Origin of the sequence: Herbiconiux sp. (genome assembly GCF_023264855.1) — a bacterium.
In the GTDB taxonomy this organism is placed as follows: domain Bacteria; phylum Actinomycetota; class Actinomycetes; order Actinomycetales; family Microbacteriaceae; genus Herbiconiux.
This window is the reverse complement of sequence record NZ_JAHFUW010000005.1, coordinates 91,823-107,739: the sequence shown is the minus strand read 5'-3', so window position 1 is coordinate 107,739 and position 15,917 is coordinate 91,823. Positions and strand designations below refer to the sequence as shown.

General features: G+C 71.2%; 16 protein-coding genes and 1 tRNA gene. 12 read left to right on the top strand and 5 right to left on the bottom strand.

Going from position 1 to position 15,917, the window contains the following annotated elements:
• Positions 1-26 precede the first annotated feature (26 nt).
• The 3 genes from Q0D75_RS03615 to Q0D75_RS03605 are packed head-to-tail and all read right to left on the bottom strand — an operon-like array spanning position 27 to position 2,046.
• The gene (locus tag Q0D75_RS03615) at positions 27-503 is read right to left on the bottom strand and encodes a hypothetical protein (RefSeq protein ID WP_291049467.1); all 477 of its coding nucleotides are present in this window, start codon (positions 501-503) and stop codon (positions 27-29) included.
• Positions 500-1,774, bottom strand: a complete 1,275-nt coding sequence (locus Q0D75_RS03610) for a serine/threonine-protein kinase (RefSeq protein ID WP_291049464.1) — start codon at positions 1,772-1,774, stop codon at positions 500-502. Before Q0D75_RS03610 ends, Q0D75_RS03615 begins: the two co-directional genes overlap by 4 nt.
• A gap of 11 nt (positions 1,775-1,785) precedes the next feature.
• Positions 1,786-2,046 carry a DUF6458 family protein gene (locus Q0D75_RS03605; protein WP_291049462.1) on the bottom strand — a complete coding sequence of 87 codons (261 nt, stop codon included), beginning with the start codon at positions 2,044-2,046 and terminating at the stop codon, positions 1,786-1,788.
• Between the two features lie 169 nt (positions 2,047-2,215).
• Between Q0D75_RS03605 and Q0D75_RS03600 the strand changes: the two genes are divergently transcribed.
• The 4 genes from Q0D75_RS03600 (at position 2,216) to Q0D75_RS03590 (ending at position 5,101) form a co-directional block, all read left to right on the top strand.
• Complete coding sequence (locus Q0D75_RS03600) at positions 2,216-2,887, top strand: ArsR family transcriptional regulator (RefSeq protein ID WP_291049460.1); 672 nt, start codon at positions 2,216-2,218, stop codon at positions 2,885-2,887.
• Between the two features lie 94 nt (positions 2,888-2,981).
• On the top strand, positions 2,982-3,299 hold the full coding sequence (locus Q0D75_RS20990) for a MerR family transcriptional regulator (RefSeq protein ID WP_366513403.1): 318 nt from the start codon (positions 2,982-2,984) through the stop codon (positions 3,297-3,299).
• Positions 3,242-3,598 (top strand): VOC family protein, encoded by a 357-nt coding sequence (locus tag Q0D75_RS03595; protein WP_291049556.1) that lies wholly within the window; start codon positions 3,242-3,244, stop codon positions 3,596-3,598. The genes Q0D75_RS20990 and Q0D75_RS03595 overlap by 58 nt, the downstream gene beginning before the upstream one ends.
• A gap of 105 nt (positions 3,599-3,703) precedes the next feature.
• Positions 3,704-5,101 carry an HNH endonuclease signature motif containing protein gene (locus tag Q0D75_RS03590; RefSeq protein ID WP_291049458.1) on the top strand — a complete coding sequence of 466 codons (1,398 nt, stop codon included), beginning with the start codon at positions 3,704-3,706 and terminating at the stop codon, positions 5,099-5,101.
• 352 nt (positions 5,102-5,453) lie between these two features.
• Here the strand turns inward: Q0D75_RS03590 and Q0D75_RS03585 are convergent, their stop codons facing one another.
• Entirely contained in the window at positions 5,454-6,191 is a 738-nt protein-coding gene (locus Q0D75_RS03585) for a VIT family protein (protein WP_291049554.1), read from the bottom strand.
• A gap of 169 nt (positions 6,192-6,360) precedes the next feature.
• Here Q0D75_RS03585 and Q0D75_RS03580 point away from each other — a divergent pair, with 169 nt between their 5' ends.
• From Q0D75_RS03580 to Q0D75_RS03555, 6 genes are all read left to right on the top strand, one after another.
• Entirely contained in the window at positions 6,361-7,785 is a 1,425-nt protein-coding gene (locus Q0D75_RS03580) for a ferredoxin reductase family protein (RefSeq protein WP_291049456.1), read from the top strand.
• Positions 7,782-8,312 carry an FMN-binding protein gene (locus tag Q0D75_RS03575; protein ID WP_291049453.1) on the top strand — a complete coding sequence of 177 codons (531 nt, stop codon included), beginning with the start codon at positions 7,782-7,784 and terminating at the stop codon, positions 8,310-8,312. Before Q0D75_RS03580 ends, Q0D75_RS03575 begins: the two co-directional genes overlap by 4 nt.
• The gene (locus tag Q0D75_RS03570) at positions 8,309-9,070 is read left to right on the top strand and encodes an FAD:protein FMN transferase (RefSeq protein ID WP_291049450.1); all 762 of its coding nucleotides are present in this window, start codon (positions 8,309-8,311) and stop codon (positions 9,068-9,070) included. Before Q0D75_RS03575 ends, Q0D75_RS03570 begins: the two co-directional genes overlap by 4 nt.
• 35 nt (positions 9,071-9,105) lie before the next feature.
• Positions 9,106-9,774 carry a response regulator transcription factor gene (locus Q0D75_RS03565; protein WP_291049447.1) on the top strand — a complete coding sequence of 223 codons (669 nt, stop codon included), beginning with the start codon at positions 9,106-9,108 and terminating at the stop codon, positions 9,772-9,774.
• Positions 9,771-11,033 (top strand): HAMP domain-containing sensor histidine kinase, encoded by a 1,263-nt coding sequence (locus Q0D75_RS03560; RefSeq protein ID WP_291049444.1) that lies wholly within the window; start codon positions 9,771-9,773, stop codon positions 11,031-11,033. The genes Q0D75_RS03565 and Q0D75_RS03560 overlap by 4 nt, the downstream gene beginning before the upstream one ends.
• Before the next feature lie 156 nt (positions 11,034-11,189).
• Positions 11,190-12,788, top strand: a complete 1,599-nt coding sequence (locus tag Q0D75_RS03555) for an ABC-F family ATP-binding cassette domain-containing protein (protein WP_291049441.1) — start codon at positions 11,190-11,192, stop codon at positions 12,786-12,788.
• 71 nt (positions 12,789-12,859) lie between these two features.
• On the opposite strand, the gene Q0D75_RS03550 is transcribed toward Q0D75_RS03555, so the two are convergent.
• A tRNA-Met gene (locus Q0D75_RS03550) sits at positions 12,860-12,933 on the bottom strand.
• 99 nt (positions 12,934-13,032) lie between these two features.
• Here Q0D75_RS03550 and Q0D75_RS03545 point away from each other — a divergent pair.
• Positions 13,033-13,674 carry a response regulator transcription factor gene (locus Q0D75_RS03545; protein ID WP_291049438.1) on the top strand — a complete coding sequence of 214 codons (642 nt, stop codon included), beginning with the start codon at positions 13,033-13,035 and terminating at the stop codon, positions 13,672-13,674.
• Complete coding sequence (locus Q0D75_RS03540) at positions 13,667-15,835, top strand: hypothetical protein (RefSeq protein ID WP_291049434.1); 2,169 nt, start codon at positions 13,667-13,669, stop codon at positions 15,833-15,835. The genes Q0D75_RS03545 and Q0D75_RS03540 overlap by 8 nt, the downstream gene beginning before the upstream one ends.
• Positions 15,836-15,917 lie beyond the last annotated feature (82 nt).

Below are 15,917 nucleotides of genomic sequence, written 5' to 3'. Positions count from 1 at the left end.
GCTGTCGCCGCCCGAGGGGCGGACGCTTATTCGTTCTTGCCTTTGTCTTTGTCTTTGTCTTTGTTGCCGTTGTTGCCGTTGCCGCTATTGCCGTCGCCGTTCCCGCTGTCCTCCGTGCCCGTCTCCGCGGGAACAGCGGTGTCGGCCGGAACGGTCTCGACCGGCGCCACGGTCTCGGCGGGTGCGGTCGTCTCCGCCGGCGCGGGAGCCGGCTGCAGGTCTGCTCGCACGAGGTCGAGGGACTCCTGGATGCGGGCCGCGCGCGCCGCCGACACCTCGCCCGATCCGATGGCCGTGTCCAGCTGCGTCTGGAGGGAGTCGAGGGTCGAGAGCGCTCCGGCGCTGTCTCCCGCGGCGGCGCGATCGGCGGCGGCCACGATCGTGGACTGCATGAGTTCGCTGGTGCCGACGGTGATGTCGGGGGCCGCTGCGGAGCATCCGCCCGCACCGAGGGCCGTGGCCAGCACGATCGCGCTCAGGATCAGGGGTGTGCGGCGCCTCATCGGGTCACCGAGTCCAGCAGCTGCTGCAGGTGGGTGCCCAGCGGCTCGGTCACCTGAGGGAGCTGCGGTGCGGGCGCGGGGCTCGAGGCTCTGAGGGCCCAGATGAGGATCCCGACGATGGTCGCGAGCACGATCAGCGCCACGACGATCGCTATCAGCTGCACCCGGCGTCGCCGAAGCGGTTCTCCGGCGGCAGCAGCGGACCGGCCGGTCCGTCTCGACGGCTCCCCCGTCGTCGCCGTCCCGCCCACGGTCTCGGCGGGGAGCACGGCGGTCTCGGCCCCGTATTCGGTGGTGTCGGCGGGCAGCACGGCGGTCTCGGCCCCGGTCGCGCCCGGCTGCGTCATGATCAGGGTGGCGGTCACGGCAGACAGCGCGTCTTCCGCCGCCATCTCGCCCACGGCCGTGATCGCGCCGGTGTCGGGTGCCGGATCGGCCCGGTCGAGAGCGCGCGCGGCCACGAGCACGTCGAGTGCGGATGGGCGTTCCCCGGGATCCCGGGCCGTCATCGCGGCGAGCAACGACCGCCACGGATACCCGAACTCCCCCGGGACGACCGGATCGCGGGAGAGCCGCGCGAGGGCGGCCTCGTGCGTGCCCGTCTGCGGAAAAGCGCGTTCGCCGGTGAGTGCCTCGAGCAGCACCAACCCTAGGGCGTAGATGTCGCTGGCCGGAGCCGGTTCGACGCCGCGCACCTGCTCCGGGCTGAGATAGGCGGCGGTGCCGACGAGCGTTCCCGGCGTGGTGAGGCGTGTCGAGTCGATGAGGTAGGCGATGCCGAAGTCGGCCAGTTTCGCCCGGAACTCCTCACCGGGCACGTGCGAGGGGCGCAGCAGCACGTTCGAGGGCTTGATGTCCCGGTGCACGATGCCGGCCTGGTGCACGATGTGCAGCGCGTCGGCCAGATCGCGGGCCATCGCAGCCACATCGTCCGGCCGCAGAGGCGCCTCGGCCAGGCGCTGTCGCAGCGTCGGCCCGTCGACGTATTCCATCACCAGGTAGTTCGGCCGGTCCGAGGCGGTCTGCGCGTCGAAGAGCGTCACCAGCGACGGGTGGTTGAGAGAGGCGAGCAGCCGGGTCTCCGAGGTGCTCCGGGCCGCGTCCGCGGCGGATTCCCGGAAGATCTTGACGGCCACCGTGCGGCCGAGCGACTCGTCCCGTGCACGGTAGACGATGCCCATGCCGCCGACGCCGACCTTCTCGTCGAGAAGGTAGCGGCCGTCGAGCAGCTCACCCGTCTCGGGCGAACTGGCGGGCTTGAGGTCGGACATCGTCACCGTGTTCAGACCAGCGGGTCGTTGCTGTCGCGCGTGCTGCGGGTGACCTGCTCGCCGCTGGCCGGATCCACCGCGGTGCGGGTCGTGGCGACCGTCTGGCGGCGGCGCAGGACGAAGATCAGACTGATCAGGAACACCACGACTCCGGCGCCCATCAGGATGTAGCCGATCAACGCGAGGTTCACCACACCGCCGAGGTCGATGTTGACAGCGAACGCCAGGATGGCTCCGATGACGAACAGCGCGATTCCTGTGCCGATACCCATGATCTCCTCCGATCCTCGCAGCGACATCTTCGCCACGACACGGCGCCCCGGGGATGATGATCTGGACTGAAAGTCACCTGATGATCGATCGGTCCGGGTCGCCGTCTGCAAACATGCCTACCATGATTGAGTCAATAGCGATTGAGTCACTATCGATGGGCAGACAGTCATGACCGATCTGAAACGCCGGGTCGGAGTCTTCGCTGCCCTGGCCGATCCGACTCGACTGCGCATCGTCGATCTGCTCACCCTCGGCGACCTCTCCTCCTCCGAGATCGAGCTGCTGCTCGAGCTCCGGTCGAACCTCGTGGCGCACCACCTGCGGGTTCTCGAGAGGGCCGGGATCGTCTCCCGCACCCGCTCCGAGTCCGACAAGCGCCGCAGCTACATCAGCCTGCGGCCCGAGGTCTTCGACACCCTCACTCCGGGCAGCGTCGAGGTGCCCGAGCGGGTGGTGTTCGTCTGCACCGCCAACTCCGCTCGATCGCAGCTCGCCGAGGCCATCTGGCGGGAGTCGAGCCCGATCCCCGCCGCCTCCGCCGGCGTGCAGCCCGGCTCGCGGGTGAACCCGGGAGCCGTGGAGGTGGCTGCCCGGCACGGTCTGCACATCGACGGCCGCCGGAGTCCCCAGCACATCGACACGGTGCTCGCCGACCACGATCTCGTGATCACCGTCTGCGACAGCGCCCACGAGCAGCTGCCCGGTCTCGACGACCTGCACTGGTCGATCCCCGACCCGGCCCCGATCGGCACCGCCGAGGCCTTCGACAACGCATTCGCGCTCATCACCCGGCGCATCCGGGCCCTCTCGCTGCGCCTGATGAACGGCGCGAGCTCCTAGCCGGAGGCGCCGAGCAGCTGTCGCGCCGTGCACAGGTTGCGGCCGAGACCGGGGTCTCGATTCGAACGATCCGGTATTACGAGGAGCCGGCCTCCTGACGCCGTCCCGCGATACCGGGGGCCGGCGGCTCTACGATGCGGATGCGATCAGTCAGCTCTATCGAGTGCGCTGCCTCCGAGCGCTCGGCACGCCGCTCGCCGAGGTGCGTGTCGAGCACGCCGATCTGCAGACGCTCACGAGGTCCCACCTCATCGACGTCGGTCGGCAGGTGGCCGACCTGCTCCGGCACCGTGAACGGGTGCGCGCGGTCGACGATCGACTCGTGGCGGGTGTCCCGCCGACAGATGCCGGGATCTGGTCTCGGCTCAGCGGTTCCTCGTCGGGACGTTCGGGCTGCGTGCCGGGCCCGTGACGGTCGATCCCGCGGGCAGGGTCGTTAACGCTGAGGTCTACGCAGGAGACGGGGTGATCTGGCTGCATCCGGAGTCCGACGATCTCGGCCTCGCGTCACCGCAGGCCCTCGGCGGCGCCGCGCATTGCATGGCCATCGATGTTCCCGATGTCGACGCGCACTTCGACTACGCGCGAGCGGCAGGCGCGGAGATCGTCTACGAACCGGAGCTGATGCCGTACGGGGTGCGCGAATACGGCGCCCGCGACAGCGAGGGCGGACTCTGGTCGTTCATGCAGGCCGTGGTCGCTGAGGAGTGACCCAGATCGACGAGGGCCCTGACTCGATCGGCTCAGCCACTCCGCGGGGCTCTTCCTCCGCAAACTAATCGAGCTTTCATCAGGTGTTTCTGATAGAATCTCAGTATGCAGACGGTAGCTCGACTCCAAGGGATCGCCGACGATGGTCGCGGTGTCGTGGGCGAGATCAGCACGCAGTGGGCGGGGCTTCGCGGTGACGAAGTGCTGGAGGTGATGGCTGCATTTGAGGCGGTGGGGCGGGTGGTTTCGGCGGGGCAGGTTCGGGTCGCCGGGGAGGTCGGTGTTCTGTCCCGCAGCGAGCTCGGTGACGAAGGGTTGAGCAGGTCGCAGAACTTCACCAGCCCGGTCAAGCTCGTCTCGACCGTCACGGGCACCTCGGTGCGGGAGAGCAAGTCGCGCCTCAGTCTCGGGCGCAAACTGCGCGGGGCCGTGCTGTTGGGTGGCAGTGAAGGGCCTGCCCCGTTCCCGATCGTCGACCGGGCTATGGATGAGGGTGTCCTCGCCGTCGAGACGGCGTCGATCATCGTGACCCGGTGCGCCGAGCTCACGGAACGCGGATGCTCCCCCGATGTGGTGGCTAGCGCCGAGCAGACCCTCGTCGACGAGACCCTCACGAAGCACCTGACTGCGGATCAGGCCTCCCGGCTCGCCATTCATCTTCGTGAGGTCATCGACCCGGATGGTGCTGAGCCTCGGGATGAGCGGCTCCAGCAGCAGCGCTCGCTTACCATCGGCCAGGCCAGTGACGGGATGATCCGCGGCCGGTTCGCGCTCACCCCCGAGCAAGGCGCGGTGTGGCTGGCCAGCATCCAAGCGATGCAGAGCCCCCGCGTCGCAGGTTCACCGGGCGGAGGGCCGCGGTTCCTCAGCGAAGAGGAGTTCATGGCGCACACCGCCACCGCTGATATCCGTTCGCAGGTGCAGAAGAACGCCGATACGATCACCGAACTCATCGCTCGCGCGGCCGGCGCCCCTGATATGCCCCGCCTCAACGGGGCTACCACCACCCTCAACGTGCACATCACCCTCGACAACATCGAGGCCGGCCATGGGGTCGGGTGGATTGACGGCATCGACGAGCCCGTTCCCGCTTCCACGATCGCGCAGCTGCGGTGCAGCTCCCCCACCGCCGTAACCCTGTTCAACGACCGGGGTGCGGTGCTCTACCACGGCAAGACGGAGCGCCTCTTCACTCCGGCCCAGAACCGGGCACTCGCAGCGCGAGACGGCGGATGTGTGTGGCCCGACTGCGACCGGCCACCGTCGTTTTGCGAAACACATCATGCAGATGAATGGGTTTCGGCCGATCATCCACCGGGTCGTACCGATATCGACAACGGCGTGTTGCTCTGTCACTTCCATCACTCGCATCTGCATAAGTCGTCGTGGAAGTTGATCATGCAGGAGGGTGTGCCCCACCTCATCCCACCGCGGTGGATCGACATCGCTCAGACGCCGATCCCGACCACCCGCCGACGCACCACCCACCGCCCAGCCGCCTGACCAAGCGCGCCCGCCTCCGCGAACCGGGCATAGTCATCGAGGGCAAGCGCGAAGCGCGCGGCAGACCCGTCGCCGAGCCAAGCATCCAGGCACCGAACCTCACCGGGCTGCCGCGCGCTCCGCGCTTGCCAACGATGACCATGGCCGGGACGACAAAAGCCTGCTCGTATCTGGGTCAGTTGAGATTCGCCAAAGTTCGATGAGGTCGGCTATTCGCGCAACGTCGTCGAACGGAACTTTGCCGTCGCGACGCCCTACGGCACACTCGACCACACCTACCGACGAGACGCCATCCTGGGAACCATCAGCAACTGGTCCCGCGCATTCGGAGACACGCCCTCGATGTAGTGGCCTAGACCGCGCCCGAGGCTCCGAGCAGGGTGCCGATGCCGTACGTCGCGGCGAGGGCCAGCGCACCGCCGATCACCACCCGGAGAGTCGCCCGCAGCCGGGAGCTGCCCCCGATCGTCGCCGACAGCATGCCCGTGATCGCCAGCGCGATCAGCACGGCGATGAACGTGACCGGGATCCGCCAGTCGGGCGGGGGCAACAGGATGGCGAGCATCGGCAGGATGGCACCGATCGTGAACGCCGCCGCCGAGGCCGCCGCCGCGTGCCAGGGGCTCACCACGTCGTCCTGGTCGATGTTCAGCTCGGCCGCGAGGTGCGCCGACAGGGCGTCGTGCTCGGTGAGCTCGACGGCCACCTGCCGGGCGGTGCTCTCGCTCAGACCCTTGGCCCGGTAAAGGGCGGTGAGCTCGTCGAGCTCCTCCTCGGGCATGTCGCGCAATTCGGCACGCTCCTTGGCGATCAGCGCTCGCTCGCTGTCGCTCTGGCTGCTCACCGACACGTACTCCCCCAGCGCCATCGAGATCGCGCCGCCGACCAGGCCCGCCACCCCGGCAGTGAGGATCGGGCCGGTCGCGCTGCTGGCTCCGGCGACGCCCACGACGATCGCGGCGACCGAGACGATGCCGTCGTTCGCGCCCAGCACGCCGGCGCGCAGCCAGTTCAGGCGCTGGGCGATGCCGCCCCGATGGGGCTCGTTAGCGTGCGGCTGGGGATCGGTGGTGGTGCCCTCGGTCGACATGCGCTCACTCAAGCACCGATCCCTCGGCGGTTCAACGTTGGTGAGCCTCAGCATGCCCGGTGTCAGGCGGCAGAACGGGCGGCGGCCGAGGGCGGGGGCTAAGAAAGCTGGAAGAATTCCGGACGATCGTAGGGAGCATAGACACCCGGCCACCCGAATCGAGCAGACGTTGACCCTCCGAACCGCTCCCTCGCCCGGCTCGCGCACCCGCCGCGCGCCCGGCCCCGTCGACCGCGCCCGGCGCATCCGCACCCGTCGGAGGCTGCGTGCCGCCGACCTGATGGTCGCGCTGGTGTGGGCCTCGGTGGCCGCCGCCGTCGCGCTCTGGCTCGCCTCCGGCGGGCTGAACGCGGTCACGGATGCGGCCTCGGCCCTGACCGCCGCCGGTATCGTGACCGGGCTGATCGGCACCGACTTGATCCTGGTGATGCTCGTGCTCGCCGCGCGGATCCCCGCGATCGACCGGGTGGTCGGCCAAGACCGTGCCATCGCCTTCCACCGGCAGCTGGGCAAACCGGCGCTTTACCTGATCCTCGCCCACGGCGCGCTCCTCACCGTGGGCTACGCGATGGCCGACGGGTCGAACGTCGTCACCGAGACGATCAGCCTGTTCCAGGGCCCGGACATGGCGCTCGCCTATCTCGGGCTCGGACTGCTGGTCGCCGTCGTGATCACCTCGGTCGTCGCCGTGCGCCGCCGCTTCTCCTACGAGGCCTGGCACCTCGTGCACCTCCTGAGCTACGCCGCGGTGCTCGTCGCACTGCCGCACCAGCTGAGCGCCGGTGGGGTGCTGGCCGACGGCACCCTGCAGCGGGTGTACTGGATCGGGCTGTACGTGCTCGCGTTCGGCGCCATCGCCGTCTTCCGCTTCGCGGTGCCGGCGCTCCGCAGCGCCCGTCACGGCATCCGCGTGGCCGGCGTCGAGCAGATCGCCCCCGGAGTGGTCTCGATCCATCTCGAGGGGCGGGAACTCAACAGGCTGGGCACCGCGGGCGGGCAGTACGCGATCTGGCGCTTCTGGACGGGCGTGACCTGGTGGCACGCGCATCCGATCTCCTTCTCGGCCGTTCCCACGGCCACCTCGGCCCGTATCACGGTGCGCGACCTCGGAACCGGCAGCGCGGCGATCGGCCGCGTGCGGCCCGGAACGCGGGTGTCGATCGAAGGACCGTACGGCGTCTTCACCGAGGCGCACCGCGTGGCCCCGAAGCTCGCCGTCGTCGCAGCCGGGATCGGCATCACCCCGATCCGCTCGCTGCTCGAGCACTCCGGGTTGCGGCCCGGCGAGGCCACGGTCATCCTGCGCGGCACCGACCCCACGCAGAGCTACCTCTGGAACGAGATCGGCGATCTGCCCGGCATGCGGGGCAACGCGGTCTACACGATGATGGGGGCACGGCCGCACGGTCTCGCCACCTGGATGTCGGCGGAGGCCTTGAGCCGGGGAGTCACCATCTCCACGGCGTTCCCCGACCTGCTGAACTCCGACCTGTACGTCTGCGGCCCGCAGAGCTGGACCGACCTGGTGATCCGCGACGCCCGGGCGGCCGGGCTGCCCGAGGCGCAGATCCACGTCGAGAGGTTCGACTGGTGAGAGCGCGCGCACTGGTTCTCGGCATCCTGTCGTCGACGGCCGTTCTCGCCGTCGGCTGGCAGCTCGGCACCCAGGGCGAGACGCAGCCGGCTCCGGATGCGGTCGCCGCGAGCACCGCCGGCACCTCGACGCCCGGCACCCCGACGGTGACGCCGGATGCGACATCGACACCCGCACCGAGCGCGAGCGCGAGCGCGGCAGCCACCGCAGCTCCCGCTGCCACCCCCACTCCTACGGTGGCCGGCGGCGTCTCGGGCACGTTCACCGGAACCTCGGTGCAGACCCGGTTCGGTCCGGTGCAGGTGCAGATCACCGTCGCGGACGGCACGATCACGGATGTCACGGCACTGCAGCTGACCGACAAGGATCAGCGCTCGGTGTCGATCAGCAACCGGGCCGCGCCGGTGCTGCGGCAGGAGGTTCTCACGGCGCAGTCGGCGAACGTGCAGGGCGTCTCGGGCGCCACCTACACGAGCGATGGCTACCTCTCCTCGCTGCAGTCCGCACTCGACCAGGCGGGGCTGTGACCGTGGGCGTGCACGTGTTCGACACGATGGGCACCACCGTCAGCCTGCGCTTCGCCGACGAGGTCGCCGCGGCATCCGTTCTCGACGGGATCGAGGCCGTGTTCCGCGAGTTCGACCACCGCTTCAGCCTGTACCGGGCCGACTCCGAACTCAGCCGGGTGGCGCGCGGCGACCTGTCGCTCACGAGGGCCGGCGCAGCCGTACGCAGCGCCTATGCCGACGCGCTGGACTGGGCCCGCAGCACCGGCGGCGCCTTCACGCCGCACCGCCCCGACGGCGTCGTCGACCTCTCGGGCATCGTGAAGGCGCAGGCGATGGATGCGGCCGCCCGGGTGCTCGAGAACGCCGGCGAGGCGCACTGGATGCTGGGCGTCGGCGGCGACATCCTCACCCGGGGCACCTTCCACGGCCAGCCCTGGGCGGCCGGTGTCGTCGACCCCGACGACCGCGGAGCACTCATCTGCACGATCGGCTTCACGGGCACCCGAAGGGCGCTGGCGACCTCGGGAACCGCCGAACGCGGTGAGCACATCTGGCGCACCGGCGGCCTGGCGCAGCCGCACTACCGCCAGGTGAGCGTCTGGGCCGGCGACATCGTCACGGCCGACGTGCTGGCAACCGCGCTCCTGGCCGGCGGGCCCGGCCGCTGCCAGGAGATGCTCGATCGCTTCGACATCGATGTCGTCGCGATCGACGATGACGGCAGCATCACCGCCACCCCCGGTCTGCAACGCGCACGGGGGCTGATGCCCGCATGAGCCCGGACACCGCGCCTGCTCCCTATACTTCGACCATGCCGGACCGCGCACGGATTCTGCTCGTCGAAGACGACGCGCGATTGGCGAGCATGCTCGAACAGCTGCTCGCCGACGAGGGGTACGTCACGGTTCTCGCGCGCGACGGGCAGCGCGCGCTGCACGAAGGGCTGACCCAGCCGTTCGACGCCCTGGTGCTGGACCGCGGTCTCCCGCTGCTCGAGGGGCTCGACGTGCTCGACCGCCTCCGGAGCCGCGGCATCCTGACGCCGGCTCTCATCCTCTCGGCCCTCGGCAACCCCGCCGACCGCGTCGAAGGCCTGGACCGGGGTGCGGAGGACTACCTCGCGAAGCCGTTCGACATCGACGAGCTGCTCGCCCGCATCCGCGCGCTGCTGCGCCGCCATCGCAGCGACGTGCCCGTGCTGGCTCTGCCCGGCGGGTCCCTCGACACGGCGAGCCGAACGGTCACGACCTCGGAGGGAGCGGCCGTGACCCTCTCCGAGCGCGAATCCCAGCTGCTCGAACGCCTCGCCCGCCGGCCGAGTCAGGTCTTCGAACGCGACGACCTCCTCTCCGTCGTGTTCCCGGATGCCGACGACCCCGGTGTCGTCGACACCTACGTGCACTACCTGCGCAAGAAGCTGGGGCGCGACACCGTGAAGACCGTGCGCGGCATCGGCTACCGGCTCGGGCCGCTTCGATGACGGCCCGGCGGGAGCGGGAGCGCGGGCCGCGGCTGCGCGGGGCACCGGCCGGCGGCGACCTGCGGCGCGCGGCGCTCCGCCTCACCGCGCAATTCACCGCGCTCGTGCTCGTCATCCTCGCGGTGGTGGGCGCCGTGGTCTACGGCCTCGTCAGCGCGAGCGTCGCCGAATCCGACCAGCGCGCGCTCGTCGCCGCCACCCAGCTGGATTCCCCTCAGGATGCGCCGAGCGGTACCTACCTCTCCCTGGTCGACGGGCGGTCGGGCGGCCAGCTCATCTCCTCCGACGGCCTGCCCGCGGGTCTGCTCGACACGGAGGCCATCGAGTCGGTCGCGGCCGGCGGAGCCGACGTGCAGGAGCGACGAACGATCGACGGGCACGACTACCTCCTGCTCACCACCTCGTCGACCGGTGACCGCAATCGCGATCGGGTCGTGCAGGTGGCACTCGACCTGCACGAGAGCGGCGAGGAGCTCGCGCGGCTCGCGACGGCGCTCGTGCTCGGCGGCGCGATCGCCGCGGTGCTCGCCTTCGCCGCGGCGTATCTGATGGCCCGTCGCGCCATCCGTCCCTTGGCCGACGCCCTGGCCCTGCAGCGCCGCTTCGTGGCGGACGCGAGCCACGAGCTCCGCACGCCGCTGACGCTGCTGAGCACCCGGGCCCAGATGCTCAAGCGCCGCAGCGGGCCTGGACTGCCCCCGGACGTCACGGCATCCGTCGACGACATCGTCACCGACACCCGCGCGCTCACCGACATCCTGGATGACCTGCTGATCGCCGCCGACCCGCGCAGCGTGCCGGATCCGGTGCCGGTCGACCTCGCAGCCGTCGCCGACGAGGCGGTCGGGCTGCTGCGGGACGCCGCCGTCGAGCGCGGCATCGACCTCACCCGGGCGGGCACCACGGGGCCGGCCGGCATCGTGGGCTCGAGGGCGGCGCTGCTGCGGCTGGTGATCGCCCTGGCGACCAATGCGATCGACCACGCCCGTTCCGCGGTGACGGTCACCGTCTCCGTGGCGAACGGCCGGGCGGTCGTGCGCGTCACCGACGACGGGCCGGGGTTCACTCCGGAGGTCGCCGCCACCGCGTTCGACCGATTCGCCGGCGGGCGGAGCGCCACGGGCACGGAGGGCAGCCGTCACTACGGCCTCGGACTCGCCCTGGTCGCCGAGATCGTGCACCGCCACCACGGCACCGTGCGGGTGGACCAGCCGCCCGCCGGAGCGGCCGTCGTCTGCACGTTCCCGCTCCCCGGCTGATAGCGTGGGAGGCATGGAGATCGAGGTCGACACAATCTAGCCACCGTCCACGGTGGCTCCGCCGGGCCAGGCGCGCATTCCGACGCGCCCATCCGCCCCGGCGAGGTCGACACTCCTCTTCCATCGCCCGATCTCGGGCAGAATCCGAGAACCTCCATGTCCGCTCCCTCAGCGATCACCCTGCACGACGTCTCCTTCGAGTGGCCGGACGGGACACCCGCCCTCCACCGTCTCAGCGGCACCTTCGGCACCGGCCGCACCGGCCTCGTCGGCCCGAACGGCGCCGGGAAGTCCACCCTGCTGAAACTCGTGGCCGGTATCCTGACCCCGACCACCGGCCGGATCGACACCGCCGGCGACGTCGGTCACCTGCCGCAGACCCTCACCCTCGGCCACGACACGACGGTGGCCGACCTGCTCGGCATCGGCGGCATCCTGGCCGCCTTGCATGCCATCGAGAACGGCGACGTCGACCAACGCCACTTCGACGCCGTCGGCGACGACTGGGACATCGAGTCGCGCGCCGACGAAGCCCTGCACGAGATCGGGTTCTCGGCGGCCGACCTCGGCCGTCGGGTCGGCGAGGTCTCCGGCGGCGAGGCGATGCTCATCGCGATCACGGGCCTGCGCATCCGCCGCCCGGCCATCACCCTGCTCGACGAGCCCACGAACAACCTCGATCGGCCCACCCGCGCGAGACTCGCCTCCTTCATCGACCGCTGGCCGGGCACCCTCGTGGTCGTCAGCCACGACCTCGAGCTGCTCGAGCACATGGAGGCCACGGCCGAGCTGCACGCGGGGCGGCTCGAGGTGTTCGGCGGGCCGTACAGCCTGTTCACCGAACACCTCCAGCAGGAGCAGGCCGCAGCCACGCAGGCGGCCCGCAGCGCGCAGCAGGCGCTCACTGCCGAGAAGAAGACGCGCGTCGAGGCCGAGACCAAGCTCGCCCGCCGCGAACGCACGGGCAAGAAGGCGCAGGCGAGCGGCGGCATCCCGAAGATCCTGGCCGGCAAGCGCGCGAACAACGCCCAGGTGTCGGCCGGAGTGATGCGCTCCACCCTCGACGACAGAGTGCAGTCGGCGCAGGCCGCCGTCGATGCCGCCGATGCCCGCGTGCGCGAGGAGGAGCATATCCATCTCGACCTGCCCGATCCGGATGTCGCACGCGGCCGGCGGCTCGCCGAACTGACCGCCGGAGGCCGCACCGTGGTCATCCAGGGCCCCGAGCGGGTCGCCCTGGTCGGCCCGAACGGCTCCGGCAAGTCGACCCTTCTCGACCAGCTCGTCGGCCGGGCGCCGGCTAAGCCGGGCACACCGTCCGGCACACTGCTGACCGAGCGCGTCGGTTACCTCCCGCAGCGACTCGACACGCTCGACGACGCCCGCTCGGCGGTGCAGAACGTTCGGGATGCGGCACCGGACTCGGCGCCGGGAGACATCCGCAACCAGCTCGCACGGCTCCTGATCCGGGGTACGGCGGCGGATCGCCCGGTCGGCACGCTCTCCGGCGGCGAACGGTTCCGGGTGAGCCTCGCCACGCTCCTGCTGGCCGACCCGCCCGTGCAACTGCTCGTGCTCGACGAGCCGACGAACAACCTCGACATCGCCAGTGTCGAACAGCTCGCGGAAGCCCTCGACTCCTATCGGGGCGCCCTGCTGATCGTGAGCCACGACCACGCGTTCCTCGCGCGCCTGGGCATCCAGACCCAACTCGAACTCGGCACGGCCGGCCGGCTCGACCCCGGGAGTCTCTGACGACCCGATTCCGAGAACGAGAAAGGGGCCCGGTCGATGACCGGGCCCCTTCACTTCGTGCTGTTCTTTCGTTGCGGGGACAGGATTTGAACCTGCGACCTCTGGGTTATGAGCCCAGCGAGCTACCGAACTGCTCCACCCCGCGATGCATCCCCAAGCCTACCCCATCCTGGGGGGAGGTCCGTCCCAGTCCGCTCCGCTAGCGTGAGAACACGAGCGGATGCGCGGGAGAAGGCGGGGGCCGATGGCAGCGAGAGTGGCGATCGTCGACGATCATCAGCTGGTGGCCCTGGCGGTGCAGAGCGTGGTCGACGGCGCCGAGGGATTGAGCTTCGCCCGGCATGCGGCGACGGTGGACGAATTGGTGCGGCGGATGCGTGACGCCGACCTGGTGCTGCTGGATCTGAGCCTGCGCGACGGCTCCGAGCCCGGCGAGAACGTGCGCCGCCTGCGCGCCTGGGGAGCCGACGTGCTCGTGCTCACCTCGGGCGAAGATCCGTTCCTGGTGCGCTCGGCGTCCCGCGCCGAGGTGCTCGGCATCGTGCGCAAGTCGGTGCCGCAGCAGGTGCTCGTGGCCGCCATCCAGGCCGCCGCCCGCGGCGAGCTCGTGCCGACCACCGAGTGGGCGTCCGCTCTGGATACCGACCCGCTGCTGAACGGCGCACCGCTCAGCGCCCGCGAGCGCGAGGTGCTCGGCCTGTACGCCTCCGGCCTCGTCGCCCGCGAGGTGGCGACCCGGCTGTTCATCTCCGAGAACACCGTGAACGACCACCTGCGCCGCATCCGCTCGCTCTACCACCGGCTCGGCCGCCCCGCGGCGACCAAGGTGGAGCTCTACCAGCGCGGCATCGAAGACGGCTACGTGCCCGCGCCCCGGCGTGGCTGAGCCCGCTCAGGACCGACCGCGGATCGGTGCCGGCGAACGGTCGGCGCGACAGATCCTCGCGGCCGCGGCGGCCCTCCTGATCGTCGTCGTGCTCGCCGTGCACATCGCGATGGTCACGCGACCCGACCAGCCCTCGTTCCCCCTCTGGGCGCTGGCGCTCGGCTGGCTCGCGGCCGTCTTCACCATCGCCACGGGAGTCGCGGCACGATGGCTGCCGGATGCCGCCCTCCGCACGGCGGCCCTGATCGCGGTGGCCGCCTACGGGCTCACCCTCATCACGTTCCCCTTCGCCGTGCCCGACCAGGGCATCGACCGCATCCCGTGGACCCTCACCGCGTCGGGCGCCGCCGCGGCCGCGGCACTGGTGGGCGGCGGCCGCCGGCTCGCCTGGCTGACCGTGCTGGCCGGCACGACGGCCGGCTTCGGGTTCCGGGCGGTCTACGGCGGCCTCGACCTCACCGGGGTGGTGAACGACCTGCAGGCGCTCCTGACCGGAGCCGTGATCTGCGTCATCGGCGGCCACATCATCTCGGTCGGGCGCGGGCTGGATGCCGCGGCCGCCTCGATCTCGGCCGCCGCGGCCCGCGAATCCGCCGAACGCGGCCGCCTCGCCGCACGAACCCGGGCGGCGGCACTGGTGCACGACGAGGTGCTGGCCACCCTGAATCTCGCGGCCTCCGACCTGCCGATCCCGCGCGACCGGCTCGCCGAGCAGGCCGGCCGGGCGGCATCCGCCCTCTCCCGGATGGTCGACGAACAGGCCGAGGAGCCGGTGCTGCTGCGCCGTGCCCTGGCCGAGGAGGCCCGACGGCACGGCGCCGCCTTCGCGGTGCTCGGCGGACCGGTGACGGTGCTGCCCGCCGCCACCCAGGAGGCCCTGCTCGGCGCCACCCGGCAGGCCCTGCTCAACAGCCGCCAGCACGCACCGGGTGCGAACGTCGAGGTGACCCTCGAAATCCGTCACCAGGAGGCCACCGGATCGGCGATCCTCGTGCGGATCGCCGACGACGGGCCGGGCTTCGACCTCGACGGGATCGCCGACGACCGCCTGGGCATCCGGCAGAGCATCGTGGGCCGGATGTCCCGCGTGAACGGCGGCGCCGCCGAGGTCTGCTCCCAGCCGGGCGGGGGTACCGAGGTGATGCTCCGCTGCGCCGCCGAGCTCGTGCGCGTGCTCGACTCCTCGGGCGACCGGCGTGCTCTGCGCTCCGGTCTCGGCGCGGTCGCAGTCGTGTACGTGCTCACCCAGACCGCGTGCGCCGTGCTCGCCTCTCTCGCCGTGGCCGGAACCTGGCCGCTGAATCTCGCGGTGCTCGCCACCGCGCTGCTGGCGGCCGAGATCCTGCGCCGCACCCCGTCGCGCCGGCCCGGTCCCGGCCGAACCGCGCCGGTGGTCGCGCTCGTACTCGGCGGGCTGGTCGCGGGGGCCCTGACCCTGCCCTTCGGCTACGGCACGACCTGGTTCTCGGTGGCCTTCGCCTTCGTGTTCGTGGCCTTCGCACTGCGCGGCCGGATCGGCGTGGCCGTGACGGGCGGCGCGATGATCGTGGCCGTGCTGGTGGTCACGGGCCTGGCTGCGGGGGTGAGCGCCGGCGAGCTGGTGCAGGTCACGGTACGGCCCGTGGTGCTGATCACCCTGGCCGCGGCCCTGCTGATGGTGGCCGAGCGGCTACACCGGCGGATCGCCGCGCTGCACCACGAGGCGGTCGACCAGGCCGAGCGGCGCAGCTGGACGCTCGCGGCCCGCTCCGAGCTCGCGATCCGCGTGGCCGAACTCGGGCGAACCGTCGTGCCGTTGCTCGAGCGGATCGCCGCCGGCGGTGACCCGACGCCCGCCGAGCGGCGCGAGTACGCCAGCTGGGAGGGCGAGCTGCGCGACAGTCTGCGGGCGGGATCGCTCGCGCGCGATCCGCTGGTCGGGGTGGTGGCCGCGGCCCGCGACCGCGGAGTCGACGTGGTGCTGCTCGACGACAGCGGCGGCAGCCTCGCCGACGCGCAGGTCGAGCCCGTGCTGCGTTGGATGGCCGACGCGATCGCCGGCGCCCGCGAACGGGCCGTCGGCCGCCTGCTGCCGGCGGGCCGCGAGGCCGTCGCCGGCGTGACGGTCGACGGGCAGCACACCGAGTTTCAGGGCGCGGCGAACATCGTGCAGGGCGAGTAGTCGCGGTCGAGCACCACCGAACGCGACCGCGAGCGCACCGTGTTCGGTGGTTCTGCGTTCGTCCGCGCCGCTGCGGAAGGGC